The sequence below is a fragment of the Psychrobacter sp. 78a-MNA-CIBAN-0178 genome (genome assembly GCF_040309625.1).
In the GTDB taxonomy this organism is placed as follows: domain Bacteria; phylum Pseudomonadota; class Gammaproteobacteria; order Pseudomonadales; family Moraxellaceae; genus Psychrobacter; species Psychrobacter okhotskensis.
In genome coordinates this window covers 91,594-109,601 of sequence record NZ_JBEOOZ010000007.1, presented here as the reverse complement: position 1 = coordinate 109,601, position 18,008 = coordinate 91,594, and the positions used below count along the sequence as shown (strand labels likewise).

Annotated in this window: 12 protein-coding genes; 8 read left to right on the top strand and 4 right to left on the bottom strand. The window is 43.0% G+C overall.

Going from position 1 to position 18,008, the window contains the following annotated elements; genetic code table 11:
• Positions 1 to 116: 116 nt before the first annotated feature.
• Positions 117 to 605: a Cys-tRNA(Pro) deacylase gene (ybaK, locus tag AAEY80_RS06575; RefSeq protein ID WP_025651102.1), complete on the bottom strand. Its 489-nt coding sequence runs from the start codon at positions 603 to 605 to the stop codon at positions 117 to 119.
• A 277-nt stretch (positions 606 to 882) separates the two neighbouring features.
• Here ybaK and plsB point away from each other — a divergent pair, with 277 nt between their 5' ends.
• Complete coding sequence (gene plsB / locus AAEY80_RS06570) at positions 883 to 3,669, top strand: glycerol-3-phosphate 1-O-acyltransferase PlsB (RefSeq protein WP_025651103.1); 2,787 nt, start codon at positions 883 to 885, stop codon at positions 3,667 to 3,669.
• Between the two features lie 100 nt (positions 3,670 to 3,769).
• On the opposite strand, the gene ettA is transcribed toward plsB, so the two are convergent.
• Positions 3,770 to 5,431 (bottom strand): energy-dependent translational throttle protein EttA, encoded by a 1,662-nt coding sequence (gene ettA / locus AAEY80_RS06565; protein WP_350588087.1) that lies wholly within the window; start codon positions 5,429 to 5,431, stop codon positions 3,770 to 3,772.
• 515 nt (positions 5,432 to 5,946) lie between these two features.
• Between ettA and AAEY80_RS06560 the strand changes: the two genes are divergently transcribed.
• The 4 genes from AAEY80_RS06560 to AAEY80_RS06545 all read left to right on the top strand — a co-directional run bounded on the left by AAEY80_RS06560 (position 5,947) and on the right by AAEY80_RS06545 (position 10,157).
• Positions 5,947 to 7,218 carry a flavin reductase family protein gene (locus AAEY80_RS06560; RefSeq protein WP_350588086.1) on the top strand — a complete coding sequence of 424 codons (1,272 nt, stop codon included), beginning with the start codon at positions 5,947 to 5,949 and terminating at the stop codon, positions 7,216 to 7,218.
• A 437-nt stretch (positions 7,219 to 7,655) separates the two neighbouring features.
• Entirely contained in the window at positions 7,656 to 8,990 is a 1,335-nt protein-coding gene (locus tag AAEY80_RS06555; RefSeq protein ID WP_025651107.1) for a fatty acid desaturase family protein, read from the top strand.
• A 181-nt stretch (positions 8,991 to 9,171) separates the two neighbouring features.
• A complete protein-coding gene (locus tag AAEY80_RS06550; RefSeq protein ID WP_025651108.1) occupies positions 9,172 to 9,465 on the top strand; it encodes a GNAT family N-acetyltransferase in 294 nt (97 codons plus the stop codon).
• Between the two features lie 398 nt (positions 9,466 to 9,863).
• Positions 9,864 to 10,157: a 4a-hydroxytetrahydrobiopterin dehydratase gene (locus AAEY80_RS06545; protein ID WP_025651109.1), complete on the top strand. Its 294-nt coding sequence runs from the start codon at positions 9,864 to 9,866 to the stop codon at positions 10,155 to 10,157.
• A 164-nt stretch (positions 10,158 to 10,321) separates the two neighbouring features.
• On the opposite strand, the gene AAEY80_RS06540 is transcribed toward AAEY80_RS06545, so the two are convergent.
• Complete coding sequence (locus tag AAEY80_RS06540) at positions 10,322 to 10,477, bottom strand: DUF1328 domain-containing protein (RefSeq protein WP_350588085.1); 156 nt, start codon at positions 10,475 to 10,477, stop codon at positions 10,322 to 10,324.
• 596 nt (positions 10,478 to 11,073) lie between these two features.
• Between AAEY80_RS06540 and AAEY80_RS06535 the strand changes: the two genes are divergently transcribed.
• The 3 genes from AAEY80_RS06535 to AAEY80_RS06525 all read left to right on the top strand — a co-directional run bounded on the left by AAEY80_RS06535 (position 11,074) and on the right by AAEY80_RS06525 (position 14,782).
• Positions 11,074 to 12,378: a saccharopine dehydrogenase family protein gene (locus tag AAEY80_RS06535; protein ID WP_350588084.1), complete on the top strand. Its 1,305-nt coding sequence runs from the start codon at positions 11,074 to 11,076 to the stop codon at positions 12,376 to 12,378.
• A 608-nt stretch (positions 12,379 to 12,986) separates the two neighbouring features.
• Positions 12,987 to 13,823 carry a hypothetical protein gene (locus AAEY80_RS06530; protein WP_101212165.1) on the top strand — a complete coding sequence of 279 codons (837 nt, stop codon included), beginning with the start codon at positions 12,987 to 12,989 and terminating at the stop codon, positions 13,821 to 13,823.
• A 530-nt stretch (positions 13,824 to 14,353) separates the two neighbouring features.
• Positions 14,354 to 14,782, top strand: a complete 429-nt coding sequence (locus AAEY80_RS06525; RefSeq protein ID WP_101212164.1) for a hypothetical protein — start codon at positions 14,354 to 14,356, stop codon at positions 14,780 to 14,782.
• Between the two features lie 342 nt (positions 14,783 to 15,124).
• Here AAEY80_RS06525 and AAEY80_RS06520 read toward each other — a convergent pair whose 3' ends face one another.
• Entirely contained in the window at positions 15,125 to 17,674 is a 2,550-nt protein-coding gene (locus AAEY80_RS06520; RefSeq protein WP_350588083.1) for a helix-hairpin-helix domain-containing protein, read from the bottom strand.
• Positions 17,675 to 18,008: the final 334 nt, after the last annotated feature.

The following is an 18,008-nucleotide window of genomic DNA, read 5'->3' as shown; positions in this document are numbered from 1 at the left end:
ATTACCTTAAAAATATAAGCACCTTAAAAATATAAATATCTTAAAAAAATAAGTACATTAAAAAGCATGGAAAACGGATAAAAAATGAGTGTGCTTGGTCAGCACGAACCTAACCCTTATTCATCAGTGATGGCGGCAAAACGTGCGTCAAGGGTGGCAGCCAATTGTATCGGTGGCAGTTCAATCTCTAAGCCGCGACGCCCCGCACTCACATAAATGGTTGGCTGCTGCTCAGCTGAACTGTCTATAATAGTCGCTAAGCGCTTCTTTTGTCCCAATGGACTGACCCCGCCCAGTACGTAACCTGTGCTACGTTCGACTTGCTTAGGGTCTGCCATCTGTACTTTTTTGCATATCAGCATTTTATTAGCAGACAGCGCTTTGGCCATTTTTTTGAAATTTAAAGTTCTATCAACGGGCAAAATAGCCACAGCTAGCGAGCCATGGTCAGTCGACACCACCAAGGTTTTGAATACTTGTTTTACCTCCACGCCCAGCTTTTCGGCAGCTTCTAAGCCATAAGATGCGGCACTACTGTCGTGAGTATATTCGTGCAGCTGATAATCAAGGCCGCGCTGTTTGGCAAGTTGGATAGCAGGAGTCATAGGCGTTAAACTTTTGGTTGTTTGAAGGAGATTTGTTTAACAGCAGTGAGTGCGTGTACAGACTGGTCTGAATATTCATTCATGCTCGCTGACGCTATTATATTATTACGCTAAAGCCTTTAGACTTCAAATAATTGAGCCTTTTAAGCGGCATTTCACTCACAAAATAATTACCGATTCGTATTAATATTAGCAGTATATACAGACATAATATATCGCTTTGATGGCTTTTATGGCATCATAAGAGTAATACATTTCACTAATTTTGATACCCATTATGATACCCAGTTTCTTAAAGAATAAGTTCCTAAAAAAACGGATTTTTAAAGCGCCAGTCACGGCCGATAGCCAGTCAGCGACAGACAACGATGCAATAACTGACGGCGAGCCAGTCGTTACCAAGCCTTACTCGAATGCGCCCATCAATCAGCTCTATCGTAAGGTATCGGGTCAGCTACTCGATGTCGCCGTTAAGCCGAAGCTGTTGGGCGAATTGCCGGAGTTTGATACGGATGATCAGACGCTCAGATTTTATGTGCTGCAAGATTATTCGCGCTCCAACAGTATTTTGATCGACTTGCAGACGCAAGAGCACAACCTACCACCAGCATTGGTCGGGGTGAATGATGTCGCCCATAACATTAAAGAAAACGCGGCCATTATATTTTTGCACCATCCACATTCTAAAGACAGTCAGCTGTCGCCACGACTATCACGCTTGGTGTCTGCCGTTTTACAACATCCAGAGTTAAAGGTTCGTTTAGTGCCCGTCTCTATCCTGTGGGGACGCGCACCCGAAAAAGAAGACTCCCTCTTTAAGCTATTGACCGCTGATAACTGGGAAGACCCTAGCATCACCAAGCAGTTATTTAATATCGGAGTGATGGGACGCGATACCTTTGTCCAGTTCCACCCACCGCAAGACTTGCGCACCCTTATCAATGACAATCTCCAAGGTCATGGAGAAGGCCCCGCTGTCTTTGATTCTACTGCCACTGATTCAACTGATTCGAGCCATTCAACTGCTGATAGCACAAATGAGACCACTACCGTAGCGAATTATGCGTTAGTCGCGGCTGCCGATGGCAATCGTGAGTTGGTGCGCATGCTACAACAACAGCTTAATATTTACCTAGATAAACAGCGGGCCAGTATGCTTGGTCCTGATTTATCAGACAGGCGCAACTTGGTGGATAAGCTGATATATTCACCAGCGATTAAGCATGCGATAGAAGCTGAGGCCACAGCGTCAGGCACCAATGTTCGTGATGCCCGTATCCTTGCCAAGGGCTATGCAAACGAGATGGTCAATGACTACTCGCACTCTATCATACGCGGTTTTTATAAATTTTTGACATGGCTATGGACGCAGCTCTATGACGGTGTAGAAGTCCATCACTTCGAGCGTGTACGCGAGCTTGCCACCGACTACGAGCTGGTATATGTCCCTTGTCATCGTAGTCATGTCGATTACCTTCTACTGTCTTATGTCATTTATAAACGTGGCCTGAGCATTCCTTATGTTGCAGCAGGTGATAACTTAGATGTGCCCATCTTAGGCCCACTATTGCGCGGCGCGGTGGCGTTTTATATTCGTCGAAGCTTCCGTGGTAATGCGCTTTATACCGCCGTACTCCGTGAGTATATGCATACGCTTATTACCCGTAATACCCCAATTGAATACTTCATCGAAGGCGGGCGCTCACGCTCAGGGCGTCTATTACCACCGAAGATGGGTATGCTGGCCATGACGGTACACAGTCAGTTACGCCAAACCAATAAGCCAGTAGTCTTCATCCCGACTTATATCGGTTATGAGCGCATCATGGAAGGCGGCACCTATGTTGGTGAGCTAAAAGGCAAGCCAAAAGAATCTGAGTCGTTAATAGGCTTACTCAAAGTTGGGCGTAAGATTGAGCGTATTTTTGGTAACGTGCATTTGAGCTTTGGCACACCGCTACACCTTAGCGACTTTATGCAAAAATTTGATGTACCCGCCAACAGCTTACCTAGTGATCGCACGGATACCCCACTCGATGAAAAAACCGGCGCGATGGTCGATAACATCGGCGTCAAAGTGATGCAGCATATCAATAAAGCCGCCGTCGTCACTCCGGTGTCACTATTGTCATTAGTCCTGCTATCAGCACCAAAAGCGGCGCTCGATGAAGAGATCTGCCGTGAGCAAATCGCCCTATATCAAGGTCTGGCTCAGCAGCTGCCCTACTCTGATGATACGGTGGTCACTGATATGTCACCACAGCAAATCATCGATTATGGGGTTAAGCTCAAGCTTATCGAGCGTATCCCGCATATTTTAGGGGATATCATTCAAGTCGCTGGCAAACAAGCCGCCCTGCTCAGCTACTTCCGTAATAACATTTTGCATGTCTTTATTCTGCTGTCATTCCTAGCCGCTTTGGTTGCCCGTAACGGTCGTATCGAACGCAGTCGTCTCAATAGCATTGCCGAGCAGTTATATCCGTTTTTACAAAGTGAGCTGTTTTTATACTACCCAGCGCATGGCCTAGCCGAAACGCTCAATAAAAAAGTGGATAACCTGCTCAGTCATGGACTGATCGTCGAGTTGGGCGATGGTGTGCTTAGCGTTCCTGAGTCTAATAGTAAATGCTATCAGCAGCTACAGGTACTCGCGACGCCTGTCGAACAAAGCCTTGAGCGTTACTTTATGACGCTTGCGCTTTTGGCTCAGCAAGGCTCGGGCAATTTGACCGAAAACGAAGTGGTTGATTTGTGTCATCTACTTGGGCAGCGCTTGTCCGTCTTATATGCTGATGATATTCCTGATTTCTTTGACCGCGCCTTATTCACCAGCTTTATTAGTGCCTTGACCCGTCTAGATTATTTGCAAAAAGATGATGAGACGGGTGTGTTGACTTTTGATCAGCGTATCAACGACATTGCCCATCATGCCAAATACGTGCTCAGCCCTGATATGATGCAAATATTACAGCAAGTGGCCAGCTTAGATGAAGAGGAAATCACTCATGCGATTACTGAGATTAGCAATAAAAAGCAGCGTAAATTTGGCCGTAAACGTTAATTTATAGCAAATTAAGTATAAAAAAAGACCTCTAATTAATTAGAGGTCTTTTTTTATGTCTAAAATTATTGTCTAAAAACTCTTATGATAAACAAAGGTTCTAGGTAGAAATCTTTTTATACTTCATACGCTTAGGAGTGGCAGCATCACCCATGGTCTTTTTACGATAAGTCTCAAACTCAGAGTAGTTACCATCGAACCAAATTGGACCTTCTTCTTCGAATGCCAAAATATGGGTGGCGATACGGTCAAGGAACCAGCGATCATGCGAGACGACCATGACCGTGCCTGGGAATACTTGAATTGCATCCTCTAGCGCACGTAAGGTTTCGATATCCAAATCGTTTGATGGTTCATCAAGGAGCAAGACGTTTGCACCCTGTTTTAGTGTCTTAGCAAGCTGCAAGCGGTTACGCTCACCACCTGATAATTGACCAACGTGTTTTTGCTGGTCTGAGCCTTTAAAGTTAAAGCGACCGATATAAGCACGACTTGGTGTGGTGTAATCGCCAACCGTAATAATATCAAGACCGTCAGACACTTCTTCCCAAACGGTTTTACTGTCGTCTAAGTTGTCACGTACCTGACCAACATAAGCGACTTTGACACTTTCACCCAAATCAACGGTTCCAGTATCTGGCGTATCACGTTCAGTAATCATGTTAAATAGTGTGGTTTTACCCGCCCCATTTGGACCAATGATACCAACGATAGCACCTGCTGGGACGTTAAAACTTAGGTTTTCATAGAGCAAGCGATCGCCAAATGATTTAGAGATGTCATTAATCTCAATAACCTTGTTACCCAAACGTGGACCAGGTGGAATATAAATCTCAGAGGTCTCATTGCGCTGCTGGAACTCTGTTGAGTTCAGCTCTTCAAAGCGCTGTACACGAGATTTCGACTTGGCTTGTTGGCCTTTTTGGTTTTTACGAATCCACTCAAGCTCTTTTTTCAGCGCTTTAGCAAAGGATTCTTCTTGCTTGTTCTGCTGCTCTAGACGGGTGTTCTTTTGCTCGAGCCACTCGGTATAGTTGCCTTCGTACGGATAGCCATGGCCACGATCCAGCTCCAAGATCCACTGAGCAACGTTGTCCAAGAAATAACGGTCATGGGTAATAGCCACGATAGTACCGCTGTAGTTCTGTAGGAACTGCTCTAGCCACGCGACAGATTCGGCGTCCAAATGGTTAGTCGGTTCGTCAAGTAACAGCATATCTGGGCGTGACAATAGTAAACGGCATAGTGCCACACGGCGTTTTTCACCACCAGACAGTTTGCTAACGTCAGCATCCCAAGGCGGTAGACGCAATGCATCAGCCGCTTTTTCAAGCTGGGTATTTAAGTTATGCGCATCCCATGCTTGGATGATGTCTTCCATCTTGCCTTGCTCTTCAGCAAGCTTATCAAAGTCTGCATCAGGCTCAGCGTATTCAGCATAGATAGCATCTAAACGAGCGAGCGCATCCAACGCTTCGCGCATGCCGTCTTCGACGTTACCACGTACGTCTTTGCTGTCGTCAAGCTGTGGTTCCTGCGGCAAATAGCCGATTTTGGTGCCCGTTTGCGCGCGTGCTTCGCCACTAAATTCTGTATCCACGCCTGCCATGATGCGTAGCAAGGTTGATTTACCTGAGCCGTTGATACCGAGTACACCGATTTTGGCACCCGGAAAAAACGATAGGTTGATATTTTTTAGGATTTCACGCTTAGGTGGAACAAGTTTTGACACGTTGTTCATCGTGTAAATATATTGAGCCATTAACACTCCGATAGACTGCATAGAAGAGGCAAGCAAATCATACTTAGCAATGATGCTAAGCGTGCTGTACCTCAAAATCAGGGTTACAAATTATAGGCCATTATCGCATTGTGGCGCATACCCTGCAAGCTAGTAGATGGCTTTAGCACTCTTTGGCATTGATTTCGTATTTTTGCACCTATAAGCGCAAGTTTTTACGCCTATCAGCACAAGATTATTTGCTTAAATGCAGCCTATAATAGTCAGTATAAGCTCTAATTTGAACAATAATCATATTACCCTGATACGCTTCTGTTTTATAAACCTCACAAAAAGTTGCAGCAAATTTTTCGCAAAATTAATGAATAGCCGTTAAGATATTAGATATTCTTAATAAAATATTTTAATAATTGTAGAGTTTTTTTATCTGTTCTAATATGTATAAGCGCTGATAAAAGCGACGGCAAAAGCAGTTAAGTGAGCAGTCAAACGCACGACTTTACAATGATTGAAAAGCATATGATAAAAGGTATTCTATGACGACCGGCTACCGCCCTGAGATTATCCAACGCGCGTTCGTTGATTTTATTGGGTCGCGCTTGCATCCGTTTTGGTCGTTGACCACGCCCAAACTACGCCTTATTGCGCGACAGACGATCAACGAGGAATTGGTCGCGCTAAAATTTGAAGCCAATCAGGCCTTTAAACGTCAAGCATTTACTATCGATGATAGCTGGCACGGCGGGCAACATATTCATCTGACTGTGCCTATCGAAGGTATCAACCATCAGCGCAGCTACTCACTGGTTGGGATGTTTCCGCAGCCAGCAGATTTGCACAACGCTATCTTTGATGACAACGCTAAAAATGCCGTTAATGACAGTGCCAGCAATAATTTATGTGCCACCGTTACTATTGCCATCAAACCGCAAGGGTTGGTTTCAGACTATCTGACTCAACAAGCGCCACTTGGTACGGTATTCGATAGTAGCTTGCCAAGCGGTGATTTTACCTTGGCGGATACATCAGCAAAATTAACCAAACAGAAAAGTGAGCTGTCACGCTCTAAGCAATCGCCGTTATTATTTATCGCTGGTGGTAGCGGCATTACCCCGATGTTAGGATTGATTACCCAAGCATTAGCACAAAGCCGCACTGTCACTTTGTTATATTATCACCGTACGTCATTGGCAAAATCACCTTTCCAAGCTTACTGGCAACACTTAGCAACTGCCTATCCCTATTTTGCTTACTATATGGTGAATACCGCTGACCCAAATAACTACAGTAGCCAGCTAGCAGGCTCGCGACACTTAGACGTAGACACCTTATCACTGCTGCCGTTGTCACTAGCAGAGTCAACGATATTCGCCTGCGGCTCATCCTCGTTATTGGCAGGGCTCTACCGTGCTCTAGAGACGTTAAGCCTGCCTTCAGATAACCACACTCTAGCACCTAAGCGCTCGCTGCGAGATAACGTGATTGTCGAACGGTTTGGCACTGCATTGCCTGATTCTGATATGAGCCTTGGTACAAATGAGGAAACGGCTGATATAGCAGTGCAAACGGTCTATTTACGTGGGCGACAGCAGCAGTTTAGTAGTGGCACCACTTTACTCTTGGGCGCGGAGCAAGCAGGTATCAGACTGAGCTATGGTTGTAGACAAGGAATCTGTCAACTGTGTCGCTGCCAAAAAATCAGCGGTGTCGTCAAAAATATCCAAACGGGCAAGCTAAGCAGTCATGGTGTTGAATCTATTCAGACCTGTATCAATATCCCGATGACAGACGTCATTTTGGATGTATAAAGCAGGCTTCTTTTATTAGATAGCTATTAGGTGTTGGTACGCCTCCACTCACGGTTTATAGTGTAGAAAAAACCTTGCAAACTCAAAATTAAATACGATTTTCTTGTTATTATTACTGATTAATTAGGGCGTGTTCTCATTTTGAAAATGGCGATAAAAATGAGATAAATTGCAGGTAAATAAGGAAAATAGCGCAGATAATATCGAGATATTGACTAGCTATTTGACGCAGTTTGGCAAGATTTAGCCATTTTTAGACCATTTAGGCAGGTTCGTTCAGATTGAGGACATGCCCTAAGTAAACTAAATAAAATACAGCAACTTGTACCAGATTTAGATAGCTTAACGCTTTAGCATATTATATGCTAAAGCCCACTTGAATCATAAAACCGGCGCTGTCGTCTGACACCCTAAGCAGTCTCGGTTAAGGACTATTTATGCGCTTATTACCGCCTATGTTCACCGCCCAGTCTGCCGTGCCTACATTTGCTGGTTTAACGAATCTATCGCCAAAACAAGGTTTATATCCAACCCTGAGCGGCGCACAATTACCAACAGCGCGTACAGAAGCCTTGGCTGCTGAGCTAAACACGCTGTATCAGAGCGTGATGGACTCACTGGGCGCTGATGACGCTCGCTATATTCAGCGCGTTTATAGCACCGTCGTCTATAGTGAAATACTGGCCCGTGGTCTACTCGCTGTGTCAGGTCGACTGTCATCACGACAAAGTAGAGTAGTCACTTGGTTACTTGGCACTTCCCTATTAAGTTTTAGCAAAATTTTAAATAATATGGAGCTCGGTCATAATGTCATGCACGGACAATATGACTGGATGCAGCATCCGCATCTGAATAGTAAGCAGTTTGATTGGGACATCGTTTGTCCAGCGCCGCTCTGGCAGCATTCGCATAACTACCTGCATCATACTTATACGAATATTGTTGGGCGCGATCACGACGTTGGTTATCATTTGATTCGGGTAACTGATGAACAGCCTTGGACGCCAAGCGACCGTTATAATTTACTGAAGACCATGATATTGGCATTGGGATTTGAGTGGGCGGTGGCTTTTCATGACATCCAAATCAGCGTTGACGAATATGCAGAGTCGCCACAGCTAACAGAGATCATGCAGCCAAAGTCTCATGCGTTACTGAGTAAAATCGCCCGGCAAGTGGGCAAAGATCATCTTGTTTTTCCGACGCTGGCTGGCTTAGCTTTCGGTCGCCGTAGTGCGATGACGACGCTGAGTGGTAACCTTACAGCCAATGTCGCTCGCAATATTTGGACGTGGGCGGTGATATTCTGTGGTCACTTTACCGAACAGGCGCATATCTATACCCATCTGGCTGATAATGAAAGCAAAGGCGACTGGTATGTGCGCCAAATCCTTGGCTCTAGTAACATTCAAGGCAGCAAATGGTTTCACCTTTTAACGGGTAACTTGTCACATCAGATCGAGCATCATATCTTCCCTGATATGCCTGCTCGCCATTACGCGCGTATCGCGCCCCAAGTACAGGCAATATGCCAAAAGTATGGCTTGTCTTATAACACGGGTCGGTTTGGTCGCCAATTCAAACAAGTACTGGGTCGTATCAAGCATTTTAGCAAACCAAGTGCAGAAGAGTGGCAGGCACATTTGCAAGCGCAATCTAACGTGCCAGCGCATACAAGTAATGTTACAACGCCAAAAGATGAACCACTTATGCGCGGCTTAAGCAAATATCTGCCACCTGTCGTGCAACAAGCCTTATTTTATTCCAAGTAAATGTTATAAAAATTATGGTAAAAACTTTGTCTGTAGCGCTCATATAATATTAACGGTAACATTTTACCTATCTGTGTTTACCATAAGCAGTCGTACATGACTGGTGTAACAACGGATAATGTCCCATAATATAAAAACGACAAATTAGCCTTTTAGAAAAATCATAATAATGGAGTGATATATGAACGATAATACTGAAAAAAAACCATTAGATATTGTCCATGATGACCAAGCTAAACGTTTTGAGACCTCAATTGATGGTCATACTGGCTATCTCAGCTATCAGGAACACGATGATAAACTAATCTACGACCATACTATCGTACCGCAAGAATTGGGCGGGCGCGGTGTTGGTTCTGGTCTGGTCAAACATGCCTTGAACTATGCACGCGAACAGGGTAAAAAAGTCGTACCACAATGCTCATTTGTTGCCTCTTATATAAGCAAGCATCCCGAGTATCAAGATTTGGTATAACTGGCTCCTCTTATAGTCCGTTCAATTCAAAAATAAGACAGCGGAACTGAGATACATTTTTTGCAGCCTCTGTCAGCGTAGACACAGCAAGCAAGGAAAATTTGTCTCAGTTCCGCGTTATGACACTTTGTACCTATTTTGTTTAGAGCCTACTATATAGGGTCAACTATATTAAGATCTAACCATTGCTACCACACTACCCTCCTATTTATTTGCTGTCTGCAATCATGTATTTATTTTTAAATATATGACAAGATATCGAATATAGGTGGGTTTTTTGTCCTATTTAGAGTATAAAGTTGCTAGCGCACTTATTAGAATTTTTATCAATCCATTAAATAATGAAAGTTAATAAAAACTCGACCAAATCATCCAACATAATAATAAGGGAGACCACCATGAGTAGTTTATCTGACAAACAAATTGACTTACAGCTAGAAGACTTAGCTGGCTGGCAGCGTGACGGCAACAGCATTATTAAAAGCTATGAATTTAATGACTTTATTGAGGCCATCAGTTTTATGAACCAAGCCGCATTTCATGCCGAAGCGCTCGAACATCACCCTGAATGGCACAATGTTTATAATGTTGTAGACGTACGCCTAACCACGCATGATACGGGCGGTATCACCAGTCTTGATATTCGTTTGGCCAAACGAATGGAACATATTATTCAACCCAAACGCTTGTAATACATTTGGACGTATTCTTTATTAAGTCATGTTCAGTGGCTTAATATCTAGAGCAAAACAATTAGTAAAGTAGGTAGTAAATTGATTAGCGAAGAGTTTCCATAAAAAAAGTCCTCAATTGAGGACTTTTTTGCTTAATAACGTTTATTTATTCAAATTCACTGCTACATTTTACGGCTAACAAATGCGACGATAAACAAAATCACCGCCAATGCTAATAGAATGTAGGCAAAGTTTGCAGACAGTCCAGCGACACCACCAAACCCTAAGAAACTTGCAATCAGTGCGATTACTGCAAATATAATAGCCCAGTGAAACATAACTTTCTCCTCAATAATTATCAAAAATCAGATAGAAAGACAAATAGCAGATCTAAAACGCGATCGTTGCTAATATTCGTCTTACTTCATCTAATGTCCATTTAAGTTGTTGTTTTTTTAATACTATTTACAACTGTGTACGGGGATAGATTAGCAATATTTTTCGCCAAAAAACGTTCATTTTAGTAATAATGTCGGTAGGTTATGTAATCTTTGTAGCAAATCTTAATATTTAGACATTTTTGCTTGGCTTTGCAGCACTTATGTGTAGAGATGGTGAGGTATCACTCAACTCCGAGCATTTTCACCCTATAATTTACTATAAACCATGACAGTTCACACTAACTGGTTCCTACTTACCATTACTATGCCTTAGAATAGATTGACGACTTAGAATCCATTTAACGATATGTAAATATGGATCTTTTTTTATTCCCATCACTCATTTATAGTCGCTTCAATCTAAAAATGGTACGAAGCCATCGAATGCAGATGTATAGACCCTACTTCAAGCAAGGTTAATGCTATAACACTTTTATAACGGATCGGCTCTAGCATTAAATTATGCAGAAAAACACTTATTAAGGACAATAAATATGGCTAATAATATGGATACGTCAAAGAATACGAATGCAGCAGATGATAATAAACAAACCAACAGTAACCAGCGCCATTACGCCATTATTTTATACGGAGCGACCAGTTTTGTTGGACAGATTACTGCTCATTATTTAACAAGCTTTTTGTCTAATGCCAAAAATAAGGATGGCTCTAACGTCACGTGGGCGATAGCGGGTCGTGACGAAGACAAGCTTAACGAATTACAGTCCAAGCTTGAGAGCAAAGTAGATATTATTATCGCTAATAGTAAAGACGCTGCTAGCCTAGATGAGATGACCAAGCAGGCGCAAGTCATCATCTCAACCGTTGGCCCTTACTTAAGATATGGCGAGGCGTTGGTCAAATCTTGCGCCGAAAATGGCACTGATTATGTCGACCTTACTGGTGAAGCCATCTTTATTAAAGATATGATGGACAAATACCAAGAGACCGCTGAGCAAAGCGGTGCTCGTATCGTCAATTCCTGTGGCTTCGACTCTATTCCGTCAGATTTAGGCGTTTATTTTACCCAGCAGCAGGCAGAAGCTCAGTTCGATAGCACTTGTGATGTCATTCATATGCGCGTAAAAGCGGCGAAAGGTGGCTTATCTGGTGGTACGGTTGCCTCAATGGCGACTATTTTTGAAGAAGTAGGAAAAGATAAATCACGTCGTAAGCAAGTGGCAAACCCTTATCTGCTCAATGATGATAAAGATGCGCCTAGCGTGCGCCAAGCCAATGTCAGTAAGCCAGAATACGATAATGAGCACAAACGCTGGTTGGCCCCGTTTGTAATGGCAAGCATCAACACTCGTATTGTACATCGCAGCAACCAACTGCTTGGCTACAAATATGGTCGCGACTTTAAGTATGACGAAGCGATGTGGATGAAAGATGGGGTAAAAGGCAAACTGTCAAGTTATGCACTGAGCGCTGGACTGTTAGGATTTGCCACCGCGATGATGATTAAGCCAAGCCGCGAATTGCTGTCCAAGCATGTCTTACCAAAAGCTGGCTCTGGGCCGTCGAAGTCTGACCAAGATAACGGTTACTACGATATTCGTCTCTTTGGAAAAACTGCCAATAAAGACACCATCAACACCAAAGTAACGGGCGATAAAGATCCTGGTTATGGCAGTACGTCACGCATGCTGGCACAAGCAGCCTTATGCTTAGCGCAAGATATTAGCAAAGATGATGTCGGTGGCGGGTTTTGGACGCCAGCAGCCGCGATGGGTGATAAGCTGCTAACACGTTTAGAAGCGCATGCAGGTCTTAGCTTTGAGGTAGTCGATGGTTAGCCTTTACAGATGACACTTAACAAACTGTCAATAAACGAAGACTAAAATCTGAATAGCCGTATTTTTAATGATCGTATTTTTAATAACCGTATCTTGGTAACAAGGTACGGTTTTTTTATGGACAAACTCTTTAAAATTTTCAAGCAGATGTTAATGAATAATAATAACGTACGTTTTTGGTGAACAATGTTGCCAGTTTTCTCTTTTTTTATACATTACGCTACACATCCTTAGCCTGATGTCACAGCCATGTCTTAGCAACTGACGTAGTATTAAAAACGTTAAAATAATAAATTAAAGCAGAAACGTCGAATCAAAAATTATGACGTTATTTATTAAAAACTAATTCGTTTTACTAGGGTGTGTCTTCATTTTAAAAATGGTCATAAAAGTGAGATAAACTGCCGTCAAACGAGGAAAATAGTGCAAATAATATCGGGATGTTAATCAGCTATTTGACGATGTTTGGCAAAATTTAGCCATTTTTAGCCCATTCAGATACAAGCGCTTGAATTGAGGACACGCCCTAATAACTTGATATAAAAATAAGCCATATAAGAAATAATACTAATTCAAACACATTTATTAATCATTAAAAGGATGTAACCATGAAATTGAATATATTGACCGTTGCTGTTATTACATCAGGTCTAACCATGCTTGCGAGCCATGCAAATGCTGCAATGACAACCGATAATCACGGTAACGTAGGCTATGACAGTTACGACGAATGCGTCACTGCTGTCCAAGATGGCTCAGCCAAGTTTTATAGCCCTTATACCTATCAAAACCCCAAACGCCAAGCTGGTGAAGCCTCTGTCAAAAAGATGCGCTTATCTGAAGTCATGATTCCACAGAGTGTCGTCGACAGCAATAACTTAAATGCTAACAATTATTCAGCAGGTGCTTGTGATTTAGGCGTGGGACAATCGAATGGTCGCTATGGCGTATCCGGTGCTTTGGTCGGCAAATATGTTGCTATCGCCGCTGATATGCCAGTCAACGTCTACATGGATAAAAACGGCAATCCTGTGCGTTTAAGTATGCAACAGTGCGACAATCATTTTGGCGCCAAGTTCCCTACACCAATTATGTCTGAAGCTGTGGAAAGTGAAGCGTTAGAAGCGGAAGTTGCCATTACTGAAGAGCGTAGTATAGAACCCGTTATTATCGAAACGACTCGTGTTATTCGTCCTGCTAAATATAAAGTAAAAGAAGTCATCATCGCACCACAAGATCAAATTAAACGCGTTAATACAGCAAATGGTACGGCCATTGCGGTAGAAGATGCTGGGCGTACTGTAATCGTTGGCGAGGTAGCAGATGATGAAGTGATTGATAATACTGAAATCAGTCAGACCTTCCCTGTCATCCGCGTTCCTGATAGCGATTTACAGCAGCGCGTTATCGATCCCAATACTGGTAGATATGTCATCGTTGAATAATTTTTTTACAAAAAAAATCTTGGATGCAAGTAAATTATATTCTTATAGTTGATTTAATTTAAAAGTAGTACAAGGCCACCGAGTGTAGATGTATATTTAGTACTTCAAACGAGGTTAACGCAGTAATACTTTTATAGTGGAATGACTATATTTAATAGTCACTGTGTTTAAAGCTAAGGTAAAGAAACTTTATATATTTGCCTGACAATAAGAATACAATAGTTGCACAAAGTCACCTGCGAGCGCACGTCTGTTAGATTTTTAATCTATGTACTACTGAAATAATAATCGCTTAGTTGCTATTCTCTTGCTTAGAGTTTTATTAGATTATTTTATAAAACTCTTTATCCACACCAATCATGATAATCAACAAATGGTTATCATGATTTTGTTTTATCTACACATTGAATGTTAAATATATAGATTCAAAATACACCATTAATTTGTGCTATACGAAATCATGCAAATAAGCGTCAAGTTTGAAATACTTTGAGCTGACGCTATGAGAATGCAAACTGAGGAATAAACTGATGAAAAACCGTACTCTACCTTTATCATTACTGATTGGCGCTATGCTCACTATTCCAAGCTTGGCTATGGCTGCACCTGCTGATACTGCACAAGCAGATATGCAAAATGCTGCTACTACCACACTTGAGACTGAAGCTGAAAATTCAGCCAATGTATCAGTACCAAGTCCATCTAACTCGGTTCAGATTAACGAAACCCAGCGCATCTCAAGAGCAAGCGTAAATAGCAACGCCACTCAACAACAGATGGCTCCTGAGCAACAGGCACAACAACAGGCTATGCAGCAAGCGCAACAACAAGCCATGCAAGATTCAGAAGAAGCAATGCCACAAAAAGACCTACAAGAAGATATGTCACAAGAAGATATGCTAGATGAAGAATCAATGCTGGAAGAAGAAGCTTCGTCAGAATCACAAGAAGAGCTATAACAAACTCCCCAAGAAGCAACAGAAAATCTATAATACGGTATAAGCGCTTCTGCTAACTGATAAAAGCAGTAATATTTATTTACTACAGCACCTTAGGGTCTGTTGAACGAATCTTTAAATATTAGACTGCTGATATCAATTTTTCTTGCTTGCTGTGCCTGCGCAGACAGAGGCGACAAAAAATTGATATCAGCAATACCGTCGTGTTTTAAAAATATTTTGACTATAGCTAAAGTATTTATCAAATATATTTCCAATAAAAAAGGCAGTCTAATGGCTGCCTTTTTTATTGGTTATTTCTGTTAATTATTTAGAACTAACTTAAGAAACTGACCAAACCCATTACTTCTTAGTTTTAGTGACGCCCGCTTCTTGCAACAATGCACCCAATGTACCCATTTTGCTAGGTGCTTCTACTTTTTCAGCTTTAGGCGCTTTGCTGCGGTTATTGGCGCTGTCTTTATCTTGACGATTACCGCGCGGTTTTGACGGACGCTTATCCGCTGCTGGACGGCTGTTATTTGGGCGATTGCTATTTGCCTGATTACTACGTGGACGACTGGCTTTCTCATCATTACCTGTACCTTCTGCAGTCGACTTCGCTGCTGGACGCGCGGGCTTTTCAGATTCAGGCTTCATACTAAAACCAATGCGACCACGCTTTTCGTCGATAGAGATGACACGCACTGAGACAATATCGCCCGGCTTGACGCGATTCATCGGATCGGCAACGAAGTCATTGGCCATCTGTGAGATATGCACGAGACCATCTTGATGGACACCGACATCAACGAAGCAACCAAAGGCTGTCACGTTAGTAACCACACCTTCTAGCTGCATGCCTTCGCTTAAATCTTTAATGCTATTAACGTCTTCACGGAAGTTAGCCGTTTTAAACTCAGGACGTGGGTCACGTGCAGGCTTGGCAAGCTCTTCGATGATAGCTTTGACACTGATATTATCATCATTTGCCGCTAGTGCACTGGTGTCGAGCGTGTTTAGTACACCGTCGTTACTGATGACTTCTGGCAATGCTTTACCGGTTTGCGCCAGTAAGCTATCGACCAGCGCATAGCTTTCTGGATGCACACCAGTCGCGTCAAGTGGATTACTACCACCATGTATGCGTAAGAAGCCTGCTGCCTGCTCAAAGGTCTTAGCACCTAAACGCGGAACGTTTTTGAGCGCCTCACGGCTATCAAATGCGCCGTGCTCTTTACGATAAGTGACGATTTGCTGGGCGACATTTTTATTCAAACCCGCAATATGCGCCAAGATAGCAGGACTTGCCGTATTCACATCAACCCCAACCGCGTTCACGCTATCTTGGGTCACTTTATCCAAGCTATCAGCCAACTGGTTTTGGTTGACATCATGTTGATATTGACCAACACCAATGGCTTTTGGATCTACTTTGACCAGCTCTGATAACGGATCTTGCAAGCGACGAGCGATAGAAACCGCACCGCGTACAGATACGTCTAAATTACCAAGCTCATCAGTGGCCAGCTCACTGGCTGAATAGACAGAAGCGCCTGATTCATTAACGATAACCGCTTTGGCTTTTAATTCAGAATTGGCGGCCAAAATCTCTTTAATCATCGCATCTGTTTCGCGGCTCGCCGTACCGTTACCGATAGCGACTAGATCGACGTTGTAAGTACTTAATAATTCATCGATGACTTTTTTGGCTTCATCCATTTTATTATCAGGGGCGAATGGATAAACGGTTGCGACGACAGGCTTGTCTTCGCTGTCTAGCATGACATGGCCTTGGGCATCGACAATCGCCATTTTAACGCCATGGCGGATGCCGGGATCCACACCTAAAATCACTTTACGACCAGCAGGTGCTGACATGAGTAAATGCTGTAAATTATTGGCAAACACATCAATCGCGTCAGCTTCAGCAGTTAGGCGTTTTTCCGTCAATAAGCGATGCTCGATATGCGGACGCCATTTTTCTTTCCATAAGCTACTAGCGGCTTCTGTTAAAAACTCACGGCGCGCGTCAGGTGCTTTGGCATTAACATCGAAATGCTTGATAGTTTTTTCGATAAAGGGGGCATCTTCGCCTTCGATTTTGAGACCCAAAACATTCTCTTGGCGACCACGTAGCATTGCTAATAAACGATGGTTTGGCAGACGCGCAAGGCTTTCACTATGTTCAAAATAATCTTTGAATTTCTCACCGACTTCGCGTTTTTCTTCGCTAGCAACCGCAGATACGATACTCGCCGTTTTGGCAAAACCACTACGTAAATTATCTAGCAAGTCTAGTGCTTGTGTCCACTCATCAATGATGATGGCTTGCACGCCCGCCAATTGCTTATCGATATCGCTAAAGTCGACCTCAATCTCGTTACCGCTGTCGTCAGAGATGCTAGATGGCGCTTGATAGTCAGCCAGTGCCTCTGTTGGGGTAATCTCTTGCGTCAGTACCGCCTGAGCAGCAACGTCGAGACCAGCAGCACGTGCTTTGGCAGCTGGTGAACGGCGACGTGGACGATAAGGCAAGTAGATGTCTTCAAGCTCAAGCTTGGACGTCGCGTTATCGATACGCGTCTGTAGCTCGTCAGTCAAATTGCCCTGCGTGCTGAGCAGCTCAGTAATTTTGAGGCGACGCGTTGCCATGTCGCGCTCATAATTGAGAGACTTCTCTAAAGCACGCAGCTGCGCATCGTCAAGGTTTTGGGTTTTTTCTTTGCGGTAACGCGCAATGAAAGGAACGGTCGCGCCTTCATCGTAAAGTTTGACAAACGCATTGACTTGAGCAGTCTTAATGCCAAGCGCGCGAGCAAGCTTGTCGTGAATATTCGCGTGTGTGGTTGCATCCAAAACCTGTGCATTTGTCGAGGTTTGAGATGGCGTTAAGGTATCAGTGCTACTCATAGACGTATCAATCGTTGATAAATGGTGTTTGGCATTATAGCAAAAGCTGCATGAATAAAAATCCTTTTTATCTTTTCCTTATTTATCTGCTGTTTTCTACCCTAAATTGGCTGCTATGCTAAGTTCTGTAGCCTTGTTAAACAAACGCATACAGCATTTATGCCGATGGGTGATGCAATTGGCAGTGCAATCTTATACACTAAAGTATCAATAGCGCAAATATTACTACGCGCTGAAATATTGAACAGAAGTCTTTAATTTTACGAGGTTTCATTAATACCTAATAGATTAATGATTAAATAACGACAACGTTTTTGCTGAAACTTTCTACTAA